The sequence below is a fragment of the Chryseobacterium phocaeense genome (assembly GCF_900169075.1).
Lineage (GTDB): Bacteria > Bacteroidota > Bacteroidia > Flavobacteriales > Weeksellaceae > Chryseobacterium > Chryseobacterium phocaeense.
Genome location: NZ_LT827015.1, coordinates 1,268,629 through 1,285,349, shown reverse-complemented (window position 1 = coordinate 1,285,349; position 16,721 = coordinate 1,268,629). Strand labels below are relative to the sequence as shown.

The 16,721-nt window shown below is 38.5% G+C and carries 17 protein-coding genes; 8 read left to right on the top strand and 9 right to left on the bottom strand.

All coding sequences use genetic code 11. The features are described 5' to 3' along the window. Positions 1-109 precede the first annotated feature (109 nt). The 5 genes from B7E04_RS12450 to B7E04_RS12430 all read right to left on the bottom strand — a co-directional run bounded on the left by B7E04_RS12450 (position 110) and on the right by B7E04_RS12430 (position 6,723). Positions 110-2,803 (bottom strand): PD-(D/E)XK nuclease family protein, encoded by a 2,694-nt coding sequence (locus tag B7E04_RS12450; RefSeq protein WP_080778953.1) that lies wholly within the window; start codon positions 2,801-2,803, stop codon positions 110-112. Further along, positions 2,800-3,336, bottom strand: a complete 537-nt coding sequence (locus B7E04_RS12445) for a DUF922 domain-containing protein (protein ID WP_080778952.1) — start codon at positions 3,334-3,336, stop codon at positions 2,800-2,802. Before B7E04_RS12445 ends, B7E04_RS12450 begins: the two co-directional genes overlap by 4 nt. Before the next feature lie 2 nt (positions 3,337-3,338). Next, positions 3,339-3,743 carry a hypothetical protein gene (locus B7E04_RS12440; protein WP_080778951.1) on the bottom strand — a complete coding sequence of 135 codons (405 nt, stop codon included), beginning with the start codon at positions 3,741-3,743 and terminating at the stop codon, positions 3,339-3,341. 62 nt (positions 3,744-3,805) lie between these two features. After that, on the bottom strand, positions 3,806-4,441 hold the full coding sequence (gene rsmG, locus B7E04_RS12435) for a 16S rRNA (guanine(527)-N(7))-methyltransferase RsmG (protein WP_080778950.1): 636 nt from the start codon (positions 4,439-4,441) through the stop codon (positions 3,806-3,808). A gap of 944 nt (positions 4,442-5,385) precedes the next feature. Continuing rightward, the gene (locus B7E04_RS12430; RefSeq protein WP_080778949.1) at positions 5,386-6,723 is read right to left on the bottom strand and encodes a M28 family metallopeptidase; all 1,338 of its coding nucleotides are present in this window, start codon (positions 6,721-6,723) and stop codon (positions 5,386-5,388) included. 328 nt (positions 6,724-7,051) lie between these two features. Between B7E04_RS12430 and B7E04_RS12425 the strand changes: the two genes are divergently transcribed. From B7E04_RS12425 to B7E04_RS12410, 4 genes are all read left to right on the top strand, one after another. Next, entirely contained in the window at positions 7,052-8,248 is a 1,197-nt protein-coding gene (locus B7E04_RS12425) for a pyridoxal phosphate-dependent aminotransferase (RefSeq protein WP_080778948.1), read from the top strand. A 181-nt stretch (positions 8,249-8,429) separates the two neighbouring features. Continuing rightward, a complete protein-coding gene (locus tag B7E04_RS12420) occupies positions 8,430-9,062 on the top strand; it encodes a peroxiredoxin (protein WP_080778947.1) in 633 nt (210 codons plus the stop codon). 148 nt (positions 9,063-9,210) lie between these two features. Continuing rightward, positions 9,211-9,519, top strand: coding sequence for a thioredoxin family protein (locus B7E04_RS12415; protein ID WP_080778946.1), 309 nt, complete (start codon positions 9,211-9,213; stop codon positions 9,517-9,519). Beyond that, positions 9,520-9,768 (top strand): DUF6952 family protein, encoded by a 249-nt coding sequence (locus B7E04_RS12410; RefSeq protein ID WP_062652252.1) that lies wholly within the window; start codon positions 9,520-9,522, stop codon positions 9,766-9,768. It begins immediately after the preceding gene. A gap of 228 nt (positions 9,769-9,996) precedes the next feature. On the opposite strand, the gene B7E04_RS12405 is transcribed toward B7E04_RS12410, so the two are convergent. The 4 genes from B7E04_RS12405 to B7E04_RS12390 all read right to left on the bottom strand — a co-directional run bounded on the left by B7E04_RS12405 (position 9,997) and on the right by B7E04_RS12390 (position 12,761). Continuing rightward, a complete protein-coding gene (locus tag B7E04_RS12405; protein WP_080778945.1) occupies positions 9,997-10,365 on the bottom strand; it encodes a VOC family protein in 369 nt (122 codons plus the stop codon). Between the two features lie 159 nt (positions 10,366-10,524). Then, a complete protein-coding gene (locus B7E04_RS12400) occupies positions 10,525-11,214 on the bottom strand; it encodes a Bax inhibitor-1/YccA family protein (RefSeq protein ID WP_080778944.1) in 690 nt (229 codons plus the stop codon). Positions 11,215-11,236: 22 nt separating this feature from the next. Beyond that, positions 11,237-11,680, bottom strand: a complete 444-nt coding sequence (locus tag B7E04_RS12395; protein WP_080778943.1) for a peptidylprolyl isomerase — start codon at positions 11,678-11,680, stop codon at positions 11,237-11,239. Positions 11,681-11,726: 46 nt separating this feature from the next. Next, positions 11,727-12,761, bottom strand: coding sequence for an acyl-CoA reductase (locus B7E04_RS12390; protein ID WP_080778942.1), 1,035 nt, complete (start codon positions 12,759-12,761; stop codon positions 11,727-11,729). Between the two features lie 59 nt (positions 12,762-12,820). Here B7E04_RS12390 and B7E04_RS12385 point away from each other — a divergent pair, with 59 nt between their 5' ends. From B7E04_RS12385 to B7E04_RS12370, 4 genes are all read left to right on the top strand, one after another. Continuing rightward, positions 12,821-13,171, top strand: coding sequence for a 4Fe-4S binding protein (locus tag B7E04_RS12385; RefSeq protein WP_080778941.1), 351 nt, complete (start codon positions 12,821-12,823; stop codon positions 13,169-13,171). A gap of 127 nt (positions 13,172-13,298) precedes the next feature. Further along, positions 13,299-14,363, top strand: coding sequence for a 3-phosphoserine/phosphohydroxythreonine transaminase (gene serC, locus B7E04_RS12380; protein WP_080778940.1), 1,065 nt, complete (start codon positions 13,299-13,301; stop codon positions 14,361-14,363). Positions 14,364-14,485: 122 nt separating this feature from the next. Then, on the top strand, positions 14,486-15,451 hold the full coding sequence (locus B7E04_RS12375; RefSeq protein ID WP_080778939.1) for a D-2-hydroxyacid dehydrogenase: 966 nt from the start codon (positions 14,486-14,488) through the stop codon (positions 15,449-15,451). A gap of 3 nt (positions 15,452-15,454) precedes the next feature. After that, positions 15,455-16,699: a DUF1015 domain-containing protein gene (locus B7E04_RS12370; protein ID WP_080778938.1), complete on the top strand. Its 1,245-nt coding sequence runs from the start codon at positions 15,455-15,457 to the stop codon at positions 16,697-16,699. Positions 16,700-16,721: the final 22 nt, after the last annotated feature.

Here is a 16,721-nt window from a genome sequence, read left to right as displayed (position 1 = left end):
GATGGACTGTCTTAACATTAAGATTTCCATGCTTATATTGTTTTAAACGCAAAGACGCAAAAGGTCATTAAAAAATTAATGCAAAAAGGCGCAAGGATTTTATCTTTTTTTAATTTGAATAAGACTTGACTGTCTCGATAAAACTCAGGTCAGGATTCAGGATTTCAAGGATCAGGTTTTTCACAGACTGCATGGCAGTATCAATATTTCCTTTGTCAAACTGCAGGGAAACTACTCCTTTTTTAGCTTCCGCAAAGCTCCATATTCCGGTCTCGATAGGAAACCCCCAGAACTCCGGGAGATTCTGTACCACGTAATGGTAGATGCAGAGCTGCAGGGCTTGTTTTCGTTCACTGTTGTGGAAATATTCAGCGACGTTGTCTTCGTCTATTTTCACGGTAAGATTTTTGATTTTTGCTGTCTTATAATCAATGATCCGTAAAGTTCCGTTAAGCCGGTCTATCCTGTCAATAAATCCAAAGAAGGAAATTTTATCATCTGCATCAAGATAAAAATCTACATTTTCAAATCTTTTTTCTATGTCTAAAATCTCTAAACTGTTGCCGCTTCTGACCAGCTCAAGATCGTGATTCAAAATGTTTTCTATCACTTTTTTTGCAATGGCCCTGTGGATATAGTTCATTCCTTTTTCATAGAATTCAGGCTGGTGTTTCAGCTTTTCAATGGCTACATTTATATAGTGATCTATACCTTTAATAGAATCCCGTAAATCCTTTTCCTTTAAAATTTTACCTTTAAGTATTTCATAAACTTCTTGAAGTGAATAATGAACCAGGTTTCCATAATTTTTAACCGATAATTCCTCTTCTATTTCATCCGTTTCCGAAGTGTTCAGTATCTTGGAAAGATAAAAATCAATGGGGTTATAAAGGTAGCTGGTAAGATGCGAAGCCGACACTTTTTCTTTCCACTTCTGAAGCCTTTCCAGTACGATGGGAGTCTTTAGAATTTCTATAGGCTGCGAAGCAATAGGTTCGGAAGAATTTTCAATAATGAGATGCTCTATACTGTGGGAACTTTCCATTTCGATCTGGGTGATAAACCGGCTTTTCTCCCCTGTATTCACACCGGAACTGAGCGCATTATACAGCAGATGCACATTCCGGGCATCCTGTATCAGCCTGTAAAAGTGATAGGCATAAATACTGTCGTTTTCCAGGAAAGTATGCATATCAAAATACCTTCTGATATCAAACGGAATATAGGTATTCTGAGAATTTCCCAACGGAAGTTTCCCTTCGTTTACGGAAAGCATAACGACATTTTCAAAATTAAGAAGACGTGTTTCCAGGAGTCCCATAATCTGCAGACCACGCAAAGGCTCACCCTGAAAATCAATACTTTCGGAATTCACATGCTGGTTGATCAGGATTTCCAGCGTTTCCATTTTGATCTCAAAATCATAAGGACTGAGCTGGTTTTTAATGATCCTGAATGCGCTTTCGAAATGGGAGACATTTTCATACTGAATATCATCTATTTCCAGCCATTTGATCTGCCGGCAGAATTCAATAAGCATATCCAGATACACTCCTGTATGATCGGCCTTTTTCAGAAGCCCGTAATAGGAAAGCCCGCTCAGAAGCTCATCCAGAAACTTTTTTGATATATAAACGATATTCCTCTCCTCTACTTTGGTTCTGAAATTACTGATAATCAATTCATCCTCAACGGATTTGGGAAGTTCTTCAAGGATCGGGAAAATATCACGATAGTAATAAGAAGATTTGTTTTTTTCAAGCTGTTTCTGCAGGTAAAAAAGCTGCTTAACCGCATTGGAAAAAGAGAGATTCTTCAGGGGGAAACCCATTGTAATATTCAGGTTATCAACCTCATACATTACATCTAAACTCGCAGGCAGAAGATTTTCATCCAGCAGTACCACTGCCGTATTGGAATAGGTTTTATTTTCAATTTCTTTAAATATCTCAGGCAGTACTTTGGTCTGCGTTACATTTCCGGAAACTTCGTAAACTTTTATATTTTTAGGCTGGTTAAAATCATCTTCTATCCACTGGAAAGCCCTGTTGTCATCAAACTCTTTCCATGTTCTATGGTTTCTGAGGAATTTTCCTGCTTCCTGTCTTTCGTCATCAAAATAATAGCGGTCTGCCTGGAAAAAACACTGCGCTTTATTCGTACGCAGCAGACTTCTCACCAGCTTCTCTTCTACCGGAGTAAAAGCATTGAAACCGCAAAAAACGAAATGCTCAGAGGTATTTTGGGCAAAATCAACGATTTTGGCTTTAGCTGTTTCATGAATCATTCCAGAAGTAGCCCAGTTTTTTTCCTGCAGTTTTTTCTTTAAAGCCGGAAGAAAAATATTCATATTCTGCCAGAAATTAAGGAATTTCTTACGGGGAACGTCATCATCTTCTCCCAGATCCTGCGCCCATTCTTTGATCCTTTCTTCATCAAACATGTACTGCAGAACTGCTTCGTCACTTTCGGAGAACTTCAGGATATCATCCCAGTCTTTCTGCAGCGTAGGAAACCACTTTAAAAAGTCCGCAAAGTCATCTTTTGGAATAAGGCCAAGGCTCCGGTAGACATCGAAGGCAAAAAGCCATAGCGAGATCCCCTGAACAGGTTGCTTATCTGCAATCCTGTCAATGAGTTCCTCTACGGTGAAAAAATTGGGAAGAAATCCGGAATAATTGTTTTCCTCCAGGATCTGCCTGATGAATACAATGGGACGCTTTCCGGGCAGAACAATATTGAACACCGAGAGATCCGGGTTCTGAGCCATGAGCTCATGGATGATCTTGTTGAGAAATTTCAAGAGGCTTTGTAGCTTTTTAAGTTGTCCAGTTCTTCAGTAATAAAGGCGTTGTATTCTGCCTGCTTTTCTTTATTCATCCCATGTTCTGTTATTTTATCATAGGACATCTGAAAATTTTTGTAGTCGTTGGATATTTTGCTGTAAACTGTTTTAAATTTTTTATCATAATCACCGGAAGTTTTGATATTTTCCGCGACTTCTTTCCTGAATTTCCTGGCGAACAATTCTGCAATATCAAAGTGCTTTTGCTCGTGCAGCAGAATATAATCATTCATTTTCTTTACATCTTTCCAAGATTTGTCTACATTAAAAATAGCAGTGATCTCAATTTTAACGGGTGACTTCGGATTGGTAGATTTCACTACAGAATATTCCCAGCCGCAATGGGTATAAGCAGCCACATCGGGATTACTTTTCCGGCTTACAGGACTTTTAAAATCATCCCAAACCAGCTTACGGTCTTCCTGCCAGGCTATTTTCTGCCCCAAAAGAACATGGGAAACCAGAAAAAAGCAAAGTGAAATCAGTTTCATTCTTATTCTACTACGATGGTTTTGGTGATCCAGCTGCTGCCTCCATTCCAGAATCTAAATGTATATTTTCCGGTCTGGCGCGGGCTGAAATTGATCTGGCTTGTGCCTACATGAGAACCCTGCGCACAAGGTCCTTCAATGGTATATTTGTAAGCGGTAACAGATCTTTCAAGTTCGCTGTCATGAATATAATCATATCCGTAAAACCCTTCACATTGGGACGAATAGGTAGAATAAGTCTTAATGCTCTGTATGGTGTGTACATCCATGGTATCCTGCATGATCTTTACACTGTCGATCCTGATCTTCCCAATGGATTGTATGGTTTCATAATCATCATCTTCACAGGAGACTGAAACCATGCCTAAAAACAATACAGAAAATCCAATATTTAAAAGTTTTTTCATAACCTTAAATTTACCGATTATTAGTATAAATTCAATAAAAATTGTTACACAATTCTGAAAAATTAAGAATTGAAATTACCTTTTGATACATAAATCACTTTTTTAGTATCAAAAAATTCTTCATCAAAATAGTTTTTAAGGTTGAAGATTTCACACTTAATTCCGGCCAGCTCTTCCGCAAGGTCGCCGCCTTTTAAATATAAAACTCCGTTATGTTTGGGATTCAATTGTTCTTTTTCAAATTTTCCTTTCAGCCATCTCAGGAATTCAGGCATTTGAGTTACTGCACGGCTCACCACAAAATGGAATTTTTCTTCCACTTTTTCCGCTCTTCCGTGAACAGCGGTTAAGTTTTTCAGCCCGATTCCTTCTGCGACTGCTTTTACTACCGTGATTTTCTTCCCGATTGAATCTACTAAGGTAAATTCCGTTTCAGGAAACAAAATCGCTAAAGGAATTCCGGGAAAACCACCTCCCGTTCCGATATCGAGCACTTTGGTACCGGGAGCAAATTCCATCACTTTTGCAATTCCAAGGGAATGCAATACGTGCTTTTCATACAGCGATTCCATATCTTTTCTCGAGATCACATTGATTTTTTCATTCCATTCATTGTACAGTTTTTCCAATTGGGTAAACTGGGTAATCTGCGTCTCTGTAAGATCCGGAAAGTATTTTAATAGTAACGATGCTGCCATATGAATTATTATAATGAGCAAAAATAAGTTTTATTTCTCTTGTATTCAAATCCGGCATCCGGTATGGTGAGGCTGTGATTTATTTTTAAACCATTAGGGATAACATTTATCTCTCGCAGATCAAGCGGATAGAGCAGATTAAGGATCATGAATAAATCTCTGATTTTTTCCAAAGCTTAAGTGTACTTTAAATCATTATTTTATTCATCTTAAAAAACTAAAGTGTTAAAAACTTTTGTGACTTTTGTGGTTAATATTTTCAAACCACAGATTTCTCAGATTTTCACAGATGATTGTGGATATTTTTGAAACATCAAGAAGATTGAAGGAGATAAAGATTTAAAGTCTTGCGCTTTACAAGCTTAATATTCTTAAAAATTTAAATTACATCTTAATCGTTTAATTTTTCATCCAGCAGATAAAACAGATCAGGCAGATTAAGGATTATGAATAAATCTCTGATTTTTTCCAAAGCTTAAGTGCACTTTAAATCATTATTTTATTCATCTTAAAAAAACTAAAGTGTTAAAAACTTTTGTGACTTTTGTGGTTAAAATTTTCAAACCACAGATTTCTCAGATTTTCACAGATGATTGTGGATATTTTTGAAACATCAAGAAGATTGAGGGAGATAAAGATTTAAAGTCTTGCGCTTTACAAACTTAATATTCTTAAGAATTTAAATTACATCTTAATCGTTTAATTTTTCATCCAGCAGATAAAACAGATCAGGCAGATTAAGGATTATGAATAAATCTCTGATTTTTTCCAAAGCTTAAGTGTACTTTAAATCATTATTTTATTCATCTTAAAAAACTAAAGTGTTAAAAACTTTTGTGACTTTTGTGGTTAATATTTTTAAACCACAGATTTCTCAGATTTTCACAGATGATTGCGGATATTTTTGAAACATTAAAATCAATAAAAACCAGATTTTTAATAAATTACCGGGCAATTCCGGGAATAACAGGAACACTTAAGTTACCACTTTGATTAACCGTCTGCACCGCAAAAATATAATTGTCTTTTGAAAGTGGAATTTTAATGGAAAGTTCCTTTGTAAATATTTTCTTCTGCCAAACCGGACTGTCTGTTTCCCTGACCAGAACATAATATCCGGCTACTATCCCTGATTTTGGTTTCTCCCACTGCAGTGTCGTGGAATTGGTCAGTTCCTTCACTTTCATTTCTACATGTTCAGGTTTTGGAGCCGCTTTAGCAAGACTTGCCAGAACGGCTAAATTGGCAGCCACATTCCTCTTCAGATAACTGTAATCTATAAATTCCGGAAGATCTCCATACTGTTTTCCGTTTTCCAACCGGATATCCTGATGCTGCTGGTCATAGTTCTCATAATATTCGGTGAGTCTTACAGCAGGGAAACCTTCTGTTACAAAGCTAGAGTGATCTCCGCCACGCAGGAATCTGTCGTTTCTGTAGATCAGTTTTACTTCCAGTCCCTTTACATACTGCTCTGCTGTTTCTTTAATGTATCTGGCCAGCTGCCTGGATTCGCTGTCGTTTTCCAGACCCAGATTTCTTAAGTTCATCGCTTTTTTATCCAGATCTGCATACGGCAGTCCTTCACTGAATACCCTGAGCGTCCGGTTATTGATCTCTCCTGTTTCCCCTGCCTTAGAATTTCCAATCATATCATTACTCAGGACGGCTTCCAGCTGCCAGTTTTCTTTCTTTGCATGGCCGGCAAGAAGTCTGGATCCCAGCAGCGACTGTTCCTCGCCTGAAAAAGTCACAAAAACAACAGACGCCGGAAAAGAAGATCTGCTGAGAATTCTGGCGGCTTCAAGTACCGCACCTACTCCGCTGCCGTCATCATTGGCACCAGGTGCAGCCGAAGTCCTGTTCATCACATCGCTAACCCGGGAATCCAGATGGGCACCGATCAGAAAAATCCTTTTATCATTGGGATCAGTTCCTTTCAGAAAGGCAATCGGATTTCCAAGATTGGTTACCTGATCCACCCGTTTTCCATCCGGCTGAATATCTTCCTGCTGGAGATATACATCCATCCTTCCTCCGGAATTCACTGCATATTCCTTAAATTTCCCCAATACCCAGTTTCTCGCCGCCCCTATTCCCTGTTTTGGGTCATCCACTGAGCTTAAAGTATGTCTGGTATTGAAACCTACCAGCTTAGCAACATAGGATTTTAAGGAATCTGCGCTCACCTCAGAAACATATTTCTTTATTTCATTATCTTTTGGATTTGACTGTGAAAAACCTGCAAAAGGAACGAGCAGGAAAAGAAGGGAATATTTCATAGCATCAATTATAAGATCGTTTAAATATACAAAACAAAAGGTTTGAACACTGTCTTTTTCCCGGTTATTTCTGGAGATATGAACTATATACTACAATTTCTCAGGAAAGCTTAAAATTCCGGACAGAAACAAGGGGAATCACTAACAAAAACAGGAGTCTGTACATGTATGTCTTATATTTTAAATACTGTGATTAACCGGCCGCAGTCAAAGGTTTCCAAATCTGGCCGTAAAATTAAAAACTGACAAAAATCTTCTTTTATAGCCCCATTTTATTTCCCGGCGAGACGTTTTTATTATATATTTGTTTAAAATCAAAAAACATCATATGGATAAACTTTCAGATAGAGTAAAGAGGTTAGGTTACTCCCAGACTTTCGTAATGTCAAATAAAGCAAGAGAGATGAAGGCCGCCGGCATTGACGTAATCAGCCTTACTCTTGGCGAACCGGATTTTGATGTCCCTGATAATATCAAACAGGCCGCTTTTGATGCGATTAACCAGAATTACAGCCACTACTCTCCTGTTCCCGGGTTTCTTGAACTGCGTGAAGCGGTAGCCTATAAATTAAAAAGAGACAACAACCTTGATTATAAACCTTCGCAGATCTGTGTCTCAAACGGTGCAAAACAGGCTATTTTAAATGTGCTGGCATCTGTGGTAAATGATGGTGACGAAGTGCTGCTTCCGGCTCCTTATTGGGTAAGCTACGATGAAATGGTAAAAATGATGGGCGGAACATCCGTAATGCTTCCAACGTCTTATGTTACAGATTTTAAAATAACTGCGGAACAGCTGGAAGAAGCCATTACGGATAAAACCAAAGCTGTTCTTTTCAGCTCACCATGTAACCCTTCAGGCGGATATTACACGTATGATGAGCTTAAATCCATGGCAAAGGTTATCGCTAAATATCCGCATGTAACAGTGATTTCTGATGAGATCTACGAATTCATCAATTACGAAACCAAAACCACCTCTATTGCCCAGTTTCCTGAAGTATACGAGCAGACTGCGGTGATCAACGGAATGTCCAAGGCATTTGCCATGACAGGATGGAGAATCGGGTATTCTGCCTGTCCGGAATGGCTGGCCAAAGCATGTGAAAAAATCCAGGGACAAATGACCAGCGGAGCCAATACCATGGCGCAGAGAGCTTCTATTACTGCTTTAAAAACAGATCCTTCGGAATACAAATACATGATCGATGCTTTCCAGAAAAGAAGAGACCTGGTGTATGACCTGATGAAAGAGATTCCAGGATTTAAGGTGGTTCTTCCAAAGGCAGCTTTTTATTTCTTCCCGGATATTTCCTATTACATCGGAAAAACACTGAATGGTATGGAAATTAAGGATTCTGATGACTTCGCCATGTTTCTTCTGGAACAAGCTCATGTAGGCTCTGTGGGCGGTGTTTCTTTCGGCAGCCCGGAATGCATCAGGTTCTCTTATGCAGCTTCCGAAGAAGATCTTAGAGAAGCCATGAAAAGAATTAAAGATACATTGGCCCCTTTCAATTCATAAATTGAATTTAAACTTAATAAAAAAAAGGATAAAGTAAACAAAAAAGCTCTGATTTCAGGGCTTTTTCCTTTCAATCCATTAAAAACAATTATAGATTTTATTTATCAATATTCATTTGTTCGATAGATGAAATATTTATATATTTGCACTAGAAAAATTTAAATATAAAAACAGAAAAATTATGTCTTTAGTAGGAAAAAAATTCCCAAATGTAACCATCGATGCAATGTCTGAAATGGGTGATGATCTTAGAATCAACATTCTTGAAGAAGCTACTTCCAACCAACAAAAAATTATCCTGTTCTGGTATCCGAAAGATTTCACTTTTGTGTGCCCTACGGAACTTCACGCTTTCCAGGATGCCTTAGGTGAATTCGAAAAAAGAAACACTAAAGTAATCGGTGCTTCTTGTGATACCAACGAAGTACACTTCGCATGGCTGAACACCGCAAAAGAAAACGGAGGTATTGAAGGAGTAACTTATCCGCTTTTAGCTGACACGCACAGACAACTGGCGAACATCCTAGGAATTGTAGACCAGGATTTCGAATACAATGAAGAAGGAGAGGAAACTTTCACAGGTTCTAACGTGACGTACAGAGCCACCTATCTGATTGACGAAACCGGAAAAATTTTCCACGAGTCTGTAAACGATATGCCTCTTGGAAGAAATGTAAAAGAATATTTAAGATTAATTGACGCTTACACTCACGTTCAGAAGCACGGTGAAGTATGTCCTGCCAACTGGGAAGAAGGAAAAGATGCAATGAAAGCAGACAGAACTTCTACAGCAGAATACCTGGCTAAGAACTAATATAATGTGCTAATGAGGTAATGAGATAATTTGCTGATGAAACATTTGTGGTCATTTCAAATTATCTCATTCCTTAAAAGCAAATTGGTTTATTTGCAAATTTGCTCATCAACACATCTCCAAATCAACACATTAACACATCAACAACATGTACACAGAATTAACAGAAGATACGTTACAGAATATTGTGAACGACAATGAAAAAGTAGTTGTTCAGTATGGCGCAACATGGTGCGGAAACTGCAGAATCATGAAGCCAAAATTCAAAAAATTAGCATCCGAGAACGAAGAAATTCCGTTTTTGTATGTGGATGCCGAGAAACTTCCTGAAAGCAGAAAGCTAGCAACGGTTGACAACCTTCCCACTTTTGCAGTTTTTAAAAACGGTCAGTTGGTGAATCAGGTACAAAGCAACCAGGCTGAAAGTTTAATTAACCTTTTTAATGAATTATCATAAATGAAGTTACCCGTAATCAGACAGTTTTATCAGAACCAGACGCCTGAAAACCTTGAAAAAACACTGGAAGTTCTTGAAAGCTTCAGCGAGTTCAGAGGAACAACGGAAGAAGACCTGAATGTAGCCGGAGAACTGATCACCAATATCTGTGGTGCTCTTGAAGTACACGCGAATGTTCAGAACGGAATGAGTGAAAAGGATGCTTTAAACTCTTTCGCGCAAAAGGTTTTAGGATCTATTGACAAATAATCTTGTATTGAATCATTCAAAAATTTGAGTGAAGATAACCATAAAATCCAGGTGATGATCATCGGGATTTTTTGGATTAAGAGATTTGGGAAAATTAAGAGATTGAGGAATTATTTCTTCTTTCCGTTTTCTAAAACACTAATAGCACTAATTTCCATACAAATAACACGAATAATTCAGGCCTTCAATAGCGGTATTTGTGAAAGCATTTGTGATATTTGTGTTTAACTAATCCTTCTGTTTCACTATAAAAACCGTTCCCGCAGGATCTGTAATCCAGTGCATATTATCGGGAAGTTTTTCAAACTCATCACAGGTTTCCACCTGATGCTCTTTAAGATGAGAAATGGCATCGGGTACATCAGGAACAGTTAATTCCAGCCAGGTTTCCGAATGGGTATAATTATCCACACAATCTAACCAGACGGTATTCCCGCCGAATTTCACTTCATGTGTTCTTGAGACCGTCGGGTTATCAATCGGTTTTTCTTCTACCGGCAGCTTTAAGACATCCCGGTAAAAAGTAACTGTCTGTTCATATTTATTTTTAGGAATTTTTATGGCAATATTAACGCCACCTTCGAATTTTGTTTCCATACTAAGTTCATGATTAAGATGTTTCCCAAATTACAAAAAAAATCCCGGTGAATAGATCACCGGGACTGTTATCTTTTGTATGAGGCTAAAAAGCTAAAGGCAAATTTGCTAATGAGCTTCCTTTGCTTTCTCAGCTTTCTTCGCCTAACCCATTACTATTTAACTTCTTCTGCTCATCAAAATCCTAAGAATGTACCAGAACAACAGCATAATAGAAGCAAAAAGCTGCAAAGAAGCACCTACATACTGCCCTGTCGTGTAGACATCTTTAAGTTTACTGGTTTCATAAAGGATGCTTGCGGAAGCCAGAAGCACCATTCCTACCGAGAACCAAAGTCCAAGATTGAATCCGAAAATAGCACCTGCCACAATCAGCCCGATGGAAAGAAAACCTCCGATAATGATAATATTTCTTAAGAATGAAAAATCTCTCTTCGAGGTAAAAGCTACGGCAGAAAGCCCTGCAAACATAGCAATGGTAAGCATCGCTGCCTGAAAAATAATATTTCCGCCGCCCTGCATTCCCGCAGCAATGTAAATCATAGGCATAAAAATTACCGCTTCCAGGATAATATAAAATCCTAATCCGAAATACTGGGTAGTTCTGCTTTGTGAAAGCGACCATTTCGAAGCCAGCATGGAAGCCAGCCAGAAAACACCGATAATCAGCAGCCAGGTATATTTCTGCTGGAACATCATCGCAATGATTTCTACCGGTACGGTTTTTAATAAAATAGTTTCAACCCCGATAAAAGCCAGGATCGATAGAGCAACATGCAGGTAAGTCTTCCTGTAAAACGCCGCTTTCTCCAAATCTGAAGAATGGGCAACCAACGCATCTGTCATCATAGTTAATATGTTTTTTAATAAATTATTTTGTCTTTTTCGCAGGCATTACCCCAAGGATCTTTCCATCTTCCTCAAATACAGCCATAATCACCTCTTTGGAAGAGGCGTCGCCTGCATATTTGTAATTGATACTCGGAAGACTGGAACCATCCATCAGTTTATGGTAACCTGTTTTTAAAATTTCGAGCTTTTTATTGATATCAAAACCCTCCTTCACTTTTTTCAGAATATCATCGGTAACGATTTCCTTTACTTTATCGGACAACAGGGCATCAACAGCCGGACGGTCCGAAACTTTAAGCGCTTCGACGAACTTAAGGAAATTATCATTGTAGAGACTGATCTTTTCTTTAGTCAGCTGTGCTGGAATTTCCTTTTGAGCTTTTTCAACTTTTAATCCTGTCACTTTCTGGGCAAAAGCCAGCTGTGAAAAAAGAATAATAAGTCCCAGACATATTTTTTTCATGATGCTATTTTTTATTTGGTGAAACAAGTGAGTTAAGGTACGAAAATCAGACCACTTCTAAAAACTTCATCGTATCTACGTTATCTGCATATGTATCCAAAGAGGGATGTTGCGCTTCACCGAATGCTACGGAATCCAGTCCCAGCGTATTTCTAGCAACAACACACTGAATATTTTCTTCATTTTCCGTAATAAAACTTTTAACATCATCCAACGATGAATATCTGCTGAAATTAATCACGGAAAGCGGGCTGAACAATTTTTCATCCTCTTTAAGCATCACAAAATTATTATCCCAGAACTTGTCCAGGTTCAGAAGATAAACCGCCCTGTTGTAATCATAATTGTTGGCGTATTTATTATGATTGATAATATCCTGGAATCCCAGGAAGTTTTCAAAAAGTCTGTCGATCACAAAATCTTCCGGAATAAAAATCCTCGTCACATTCCTGCATCCAAGCCCGAAATACCTGAAAATATCTTCCGCCAGTAGCTGAAGTTCTTCATTGGTTTCATCTCCTTTCAATACGGCAACAGAAGTTCTGTTTTTACGGATAATGCTTAAATGATCTTTAAAATAATACTCAAGGTATCTGGCTGTATTGTTACTTCCTGTAGCAATTACAGCATCAAAGTTCTCCAGTTTCTCCACCAGTTCGAACTGAACGGAACCACCAGAAAAATCGTTCCATTTTTTCAATAAGAACGGAACCATATATTTATCCTTTGATGATAGCTTGATCAACGGAATATGACCACTTAAAACAACAGATATCACATCATGAAATCCTACCAGTGGAATGTTCCCGGCGAGGATCAATCCTACTTTTTTTGATACTTTAGCGACTGAATAATTTCTTAACCAGTTATTTAAATTTTCTTCGGTAAGCAGCTGTGTCCATTCTTTCAGGGCAAATTTCTGATTGTCAAGGGTAAACCATGGATTCTCTATTTCTGATCTTTTCAGTAATAATTCAAACTCAGTATCATTCTCATTATAAGCCTCCTGATCCTTTGCTAAAAACTCTTTTATATATGCGCTTAATTTAATAAGTCCTAAAACTTGATTTTCGGTATTCATAATTACTTTTAAATTGGGGAATATTTTGTAATTTTGTGCAAATTTAAAAAAAATTAGCGATGGCTATTAAAATAACTGATGAATGCATTAATTGCGGGGCCTGCGAACCGGAATGTCCGAATAATGCAATATATGAAGGGGCCGTAGATTGGAAAGCTTCTGAAGGTACCGCTCTGTCCGGTACCGTGACTATGCCGTCAGGACTTACTGTAGATGCAGATTCGCCGCAGGAACCTGTGAGTGATGATGTATATTTCATTGTAACTGATAAATGTACCGAGTGTAAAGGATTCCATGAAGAACCTCAGTGTGCAGCTGTCTGCCCGGTAGACTGCTGTGTTCCTGATGAAGACCATGTAGAATCTGATGAAGCGCTGCTTAATAAAAAAGCGTTCTTACACGGTGAATGATAAAAAACTCCGTCTCAGTAAGTTGAGACGGTTTTTTTAACCAAAAATCTCAGAAAAATCTAGTAAAATATCCATAATAAAACCGCAAGTCCGTAAAAATTCTTGCACAACCAAAAAAAGTAAAAATATGAGCAAAAAGCACAACTTCAGCGCAGGGCCATGCATCCTACCTCAGGAGGTATTTGAAAAATCAGCAGAAGCTATTTTAGATTTCAACGGCATTGGATTGTCTCTTCTTGAAATATCCCACAGAAGCAAGGATTTCGTTGCTGTAATGGACGAAGCCCGTGCCATTGTGAAAAGGCTGATGAACCTTGGAGATGATTATGAAGTACTTTATTTAGGAGGCGGTGCCAGCCTGCAGTTTGCCATGGTTCCTTACAACCTGCTGAAAGTAGACGGTAAAGCAGCTTACACGGACACAGGTACATGGGCTGCAGGAGCCATTAAAGAAGCAAAAAAACTGGGAACGGTAGATGTGGTAGGATCTTCCAAAGAAGAAAACTATTCTTTCATTCCTAAAGATTATACAGTAGGTTCAGAATATGATTATTTCCACTGCACCTCAAACAATACCATCTACGGAACCCAGATGAAATCTTTTCCTGAAGTAGATACCCTGTTGGTGTGTGACATGAGCTCGGATATTTTCTCAAGACAGCTGGATTTTTCCAAATTTGACCTGATCTATGCCGGAGCCCAGAAAAATATGGGACCTGCCGGAGTAACGCTGGTTGTTATAAAAAAAGAAATCCTGGGCAAAACAGGAAGAGAAAATATGCTGTCTATTTTGGATTATTCCCAGCATATTTCAAAGGAATCCATGTACAATACGCCTCCGGTTTTCCCGGTATATGCATCTCTTCTTACGCTGCAGTATCTTGAAAAGAACGGCGGAATTGCAGCTGCTGAAGCAAGAAATAAGGCGAAAGCACAACTTTTATATGATGAGATCGACAGCAACGCTTTATTTGAAACGTTCTGCGTAAAAGAAGACCGTTCCTTAATGAATGTCTCTTTCAAACTGACAGACGAAAGCAAAAAAGAGGAATTTGACAATGCATGGAAAGCTGCGGGAATCAGCGGACTGAACGGACACAGAAGTCTTGGCGGATACAGAGCCAGTCTTTACAATGCATTACCAATTGAAAGTGTGCAGATTCTGGTGGATGTTATGAAGTCAATCAAATAATTTAAACATAAAAAATCGAAAGATTGAAAGATTGAGAACAGTTCATTTAATTTTATTAATTTGCGACCCGATTTAAAATTTTTAAATAGCTCAATTTTTCAATCTTTAAATCACCATTACACATGAAAGTTTTAGCAAACGACGGAATCTCAAAAACAGGAGAACTGGCCCTTACGGAAGCAGGATTTGAAGTCCTGCCCAACAGAGTGGCACAGGATCACGTTATTAATTTTATTAATGAAAATAACGTGGAGATCCTTTTGGTAAGAAGCGCAACGAAGGTAAGACAGGACATGATTGACGCATGCCCGGGTCTGAAAATCATCGGACGCGGCGGTATTGGAATGGACAATATTGACGTGGATTATGCTAAAAGCAAAGGCATCAAGGTGATCAATACGCCTACAGCCTCTTCAAAATCAGTGGCAGAACTTGTTTTCGGACATTTTTTTGCGCTGGCAAGATTCCTTCATGAATCGAACCGACTGATGCCGCTGGAAGGAGACACCCACTTCGATGCGATGAAGAAGTCATTCAGCAAAGCCTATGAACTTTCCGGAAAAACACTCGGAGTAATCGGTTTTGGAAGTATTGGACAGGAAGTGGTAAAAATAGGAATCTCATTAGGAATGAAAATCAAAGTACTCACGAAAAACCCGAAAACAAAAGTTCTTACCCTGGACTTTTTCGACGGGCAGAGCCTGAATTTTGAGATCAGCTCCACCAATGATATGGACGCTTTCCTTAAAGACACAGATTTCATCAGCATCAATACGCCAAAAACGAATGAATATATCATAGACACGCCTCAGTTTGAAAAAATGAAAGACGGAGTCTACATTGTGAATACTGCAAGAGGAGGAGTGATCAACGAAGTAAGCCTTATTGATTTCATTGAATCCGAAAAAGTAGCGGGAGCCGCACTGGATGTGTTTGAAAACGAACCTACCCCTGAGCTTCCTTTACTGATGAATCCTGCATTATCCCTTTCCCCTCATGTAGGAGGAAATACGGTAGATGCACAGGAAAAAATCGGTGCAGAACTTGCAGAACAAATTATTAAGCTAAAAAAAGAAACCATAAGATAAAATATGCCTGTTTTTAAACCTTTTCGCGGAGTAAGACCTCATAAAGACTTTGAGAGCACTTTCCCTACCCATCCTCTGGATAATTTTACCCAGGAGGAAATTGCAGAGAAAGCTCAAGTTGAAAATACTTACATTAATATGATTAAACCCTATGTTGTAAGTAAATCCAAAGATATTGACCGGAATTTAAGAAAGATCCGTTCAACGTTTGAAGAACTTCTGGATGAAAAAAAACTGGTCCAGGACAGTTCAGCGTATTATCTTTATGAGCAGATCTACCCCAACAAACAGGTTTTCAGAGGACTTCTGGGACTGGCAAGCATCGAGGATTTCTGGAGCGGAAAAATCAAGAGGCATGAAAGCACCATTCCTCAGAAAAAAGAAAAACTGGCTCATTATCTGGAAAAAGTAAGCCTGCAGGCAGAACCAGTACTGCTTACCTACCCTTCCAACTCCAAGATTGAGCTTCTGATGAACCACGAGGAAAAAAACGTTCCTATCTTCAATCATACGGATTCCAAAGGGATCAGACATAAAATATGGAGGATAGACAACCGTTTAAAACTTCAGCAATTTAAAGAAGTAATTGACCAGATTGATTCTTTCTACATTGCGGACGGCCACCACAGGATAGGCTCCACTGCCCTGAATGCAAAGCGCCACAAAGAAAAAAACAAAAGGCATAACGGTACGGAAGCCTATAATTTTGTATACAGTTTCATCGTATCCAACCAGTCGATCAAAATTCATGATTACAACAGGATCTTAACGGACCTTAACGGGCTTTCAAGTGAAGAATTCTTAAAGGAACTCGAACAGTATTTCCTGATCCATGAAAAAGGGGAAGCTTCTTATTTCCCTTCCCAGAAGTTCCATATTTCTATGTATCTGGATGGAAAATTCTACTCGCTTCACGTAAAGCATGATCTGCGTTCAAAAGAAATGTCACTTGATAATCTGGATCATCATCTTCTGGACAAGTACATTTTTAAAAATATCCTGAAAATAGAAAATTCAGACAGTTCCGAAAAGATTTCCTACGTAAAAGGAACTTCCAATATTCAGGGAATTAATCAACTGAAAGAGGATGTAGACAAGGGCGAGGGCAAGGTTGGCTTCGGAATTTATCCGGTAAGTTTTAATGATATGATCAAAATTTCGGACCTTAAACTGAGCATGCCGCCAAAATGCACCTTTATTGAGCCAAAATTGGTTACAGCACTGTTAATGTACGATATGAAACCTTAGTAAATCCCTAATTTTTTCCTAC

Excerpts from the sequence above, each read along its gene's own strand:
- B7E04_RS12445 (WP_080778952.1), bottom strand. The coding sequence starts at position 3,336 with ATGAAACTGATTTCACTTTGCTTTTTTCTGGTTTCCCATGTTCTTTTG.
- B7E04_RS12440 (WP_080778951.1), bottom strand. The coding sequence starts at position 3,743 with ATGAAAAAACTTTTAAATATTGGATTTTCTGTATTGTTTTTAGGCATG.
- rsmG (WP_080778950.1), bottom strand. The coding sequence starts at position 4,441 with ATGGCAGCATCGTTACTATTAAAATACTTTCCGGATCTTACAGAGACG.
- B7E04_RS12430 (WP_080778949.1), bottom strand. The coding sequence starts at position 6,723 with ATGAAATATTCCCTTCTTTTCCTGCTCGTTCCTTTTGCAGGTTTTTCA.
- B7E04_RS12425 (WP_080778948.1), top strand. The coding sequence starts at position 7,052 with ATGGATAAACTTTCAGATAGAGTAAAGAGGTTAGGTTACTCCCAGACT.
- B7E04_RS12420 (WP_080778947.1), top strand. The coding sequence starts at position 8,430 with ATGTCTTTAGTAGGAAAAAAATTCCCAAATGTAACCATCGATGCAATG.
- B7E04_RS12415 (WP_080778946.1), top strand. The coding sequence starts at position 9,211 with ATGTACACAGAATTAACAGAAGATACGTTACAGAATATTGTGAACGAC.
- B7E04_RS12410 (WP_062652252.1), top strand. The coding sequence starts at position 9,520 with ATGAAGTTACCCGTAATCAGACAGTTTTATCAGAACCAGACGCCTGAA.
- B7E04_RS12405 (WP_080778945.1), bottom strand. The coding sequence starts at position 10,365 with ATGGAAACAAAATTCGAAGGTGGCGTTAATATTGCCATAAAAATTCCT.
- B7E04_RS12400 (WP_080778944.1), bottom strand. The coding sequence starts at position 11,214 with ATGATGACAGATGCGTTGGTTGCCCATTCTTCAGATTTGGAGAAAGCG.
- B7E04_RS12395 (WP_080778943.1), bottom strand. The coding sequence starts at position 11,680 with ATGAAAAAAATATGTCTGGGACTTATTATTCTTTTTTCACAGCTGGCT.
- B7E04_RS12390 (WP_080778942.1), bottom strand. The coding sequence starts at position 12,761 with ATGAATACCGAAAATCAAGTTTTAGGACTTATTAAATTAAGCGCATAT.
- B7E04_RS12385 (WP_080778941.1), top strand. The coding sequence starts at position 12,821 with ATGGCTATTAAAATAACTGATGAATGCATTAATTGCGGGGCCTGCGAA.
- serC (WP_080778940.1), top strand. The coding sequence starts at position 13,299 with ATGAGCAAAAAGCACAACTTCAGCGCAGGGCCATGCATCCTACCTCAG.
- B7E04_RS12375 (WP_080778939.1), top strand. The coding sequence starts at position 14,486 with ATGAAAGTTTTAGCAAACGACGGAATCTCAAAAACAGGAGAACTGGCC.
- B7E04_RS12370 (WP_080778938.1), top strand. The coding sequence starts at position 15,455 with ATGCCTGTTTTTAAACCTTTTCGCGGAGTAAGACCTCATAAAGACTTT.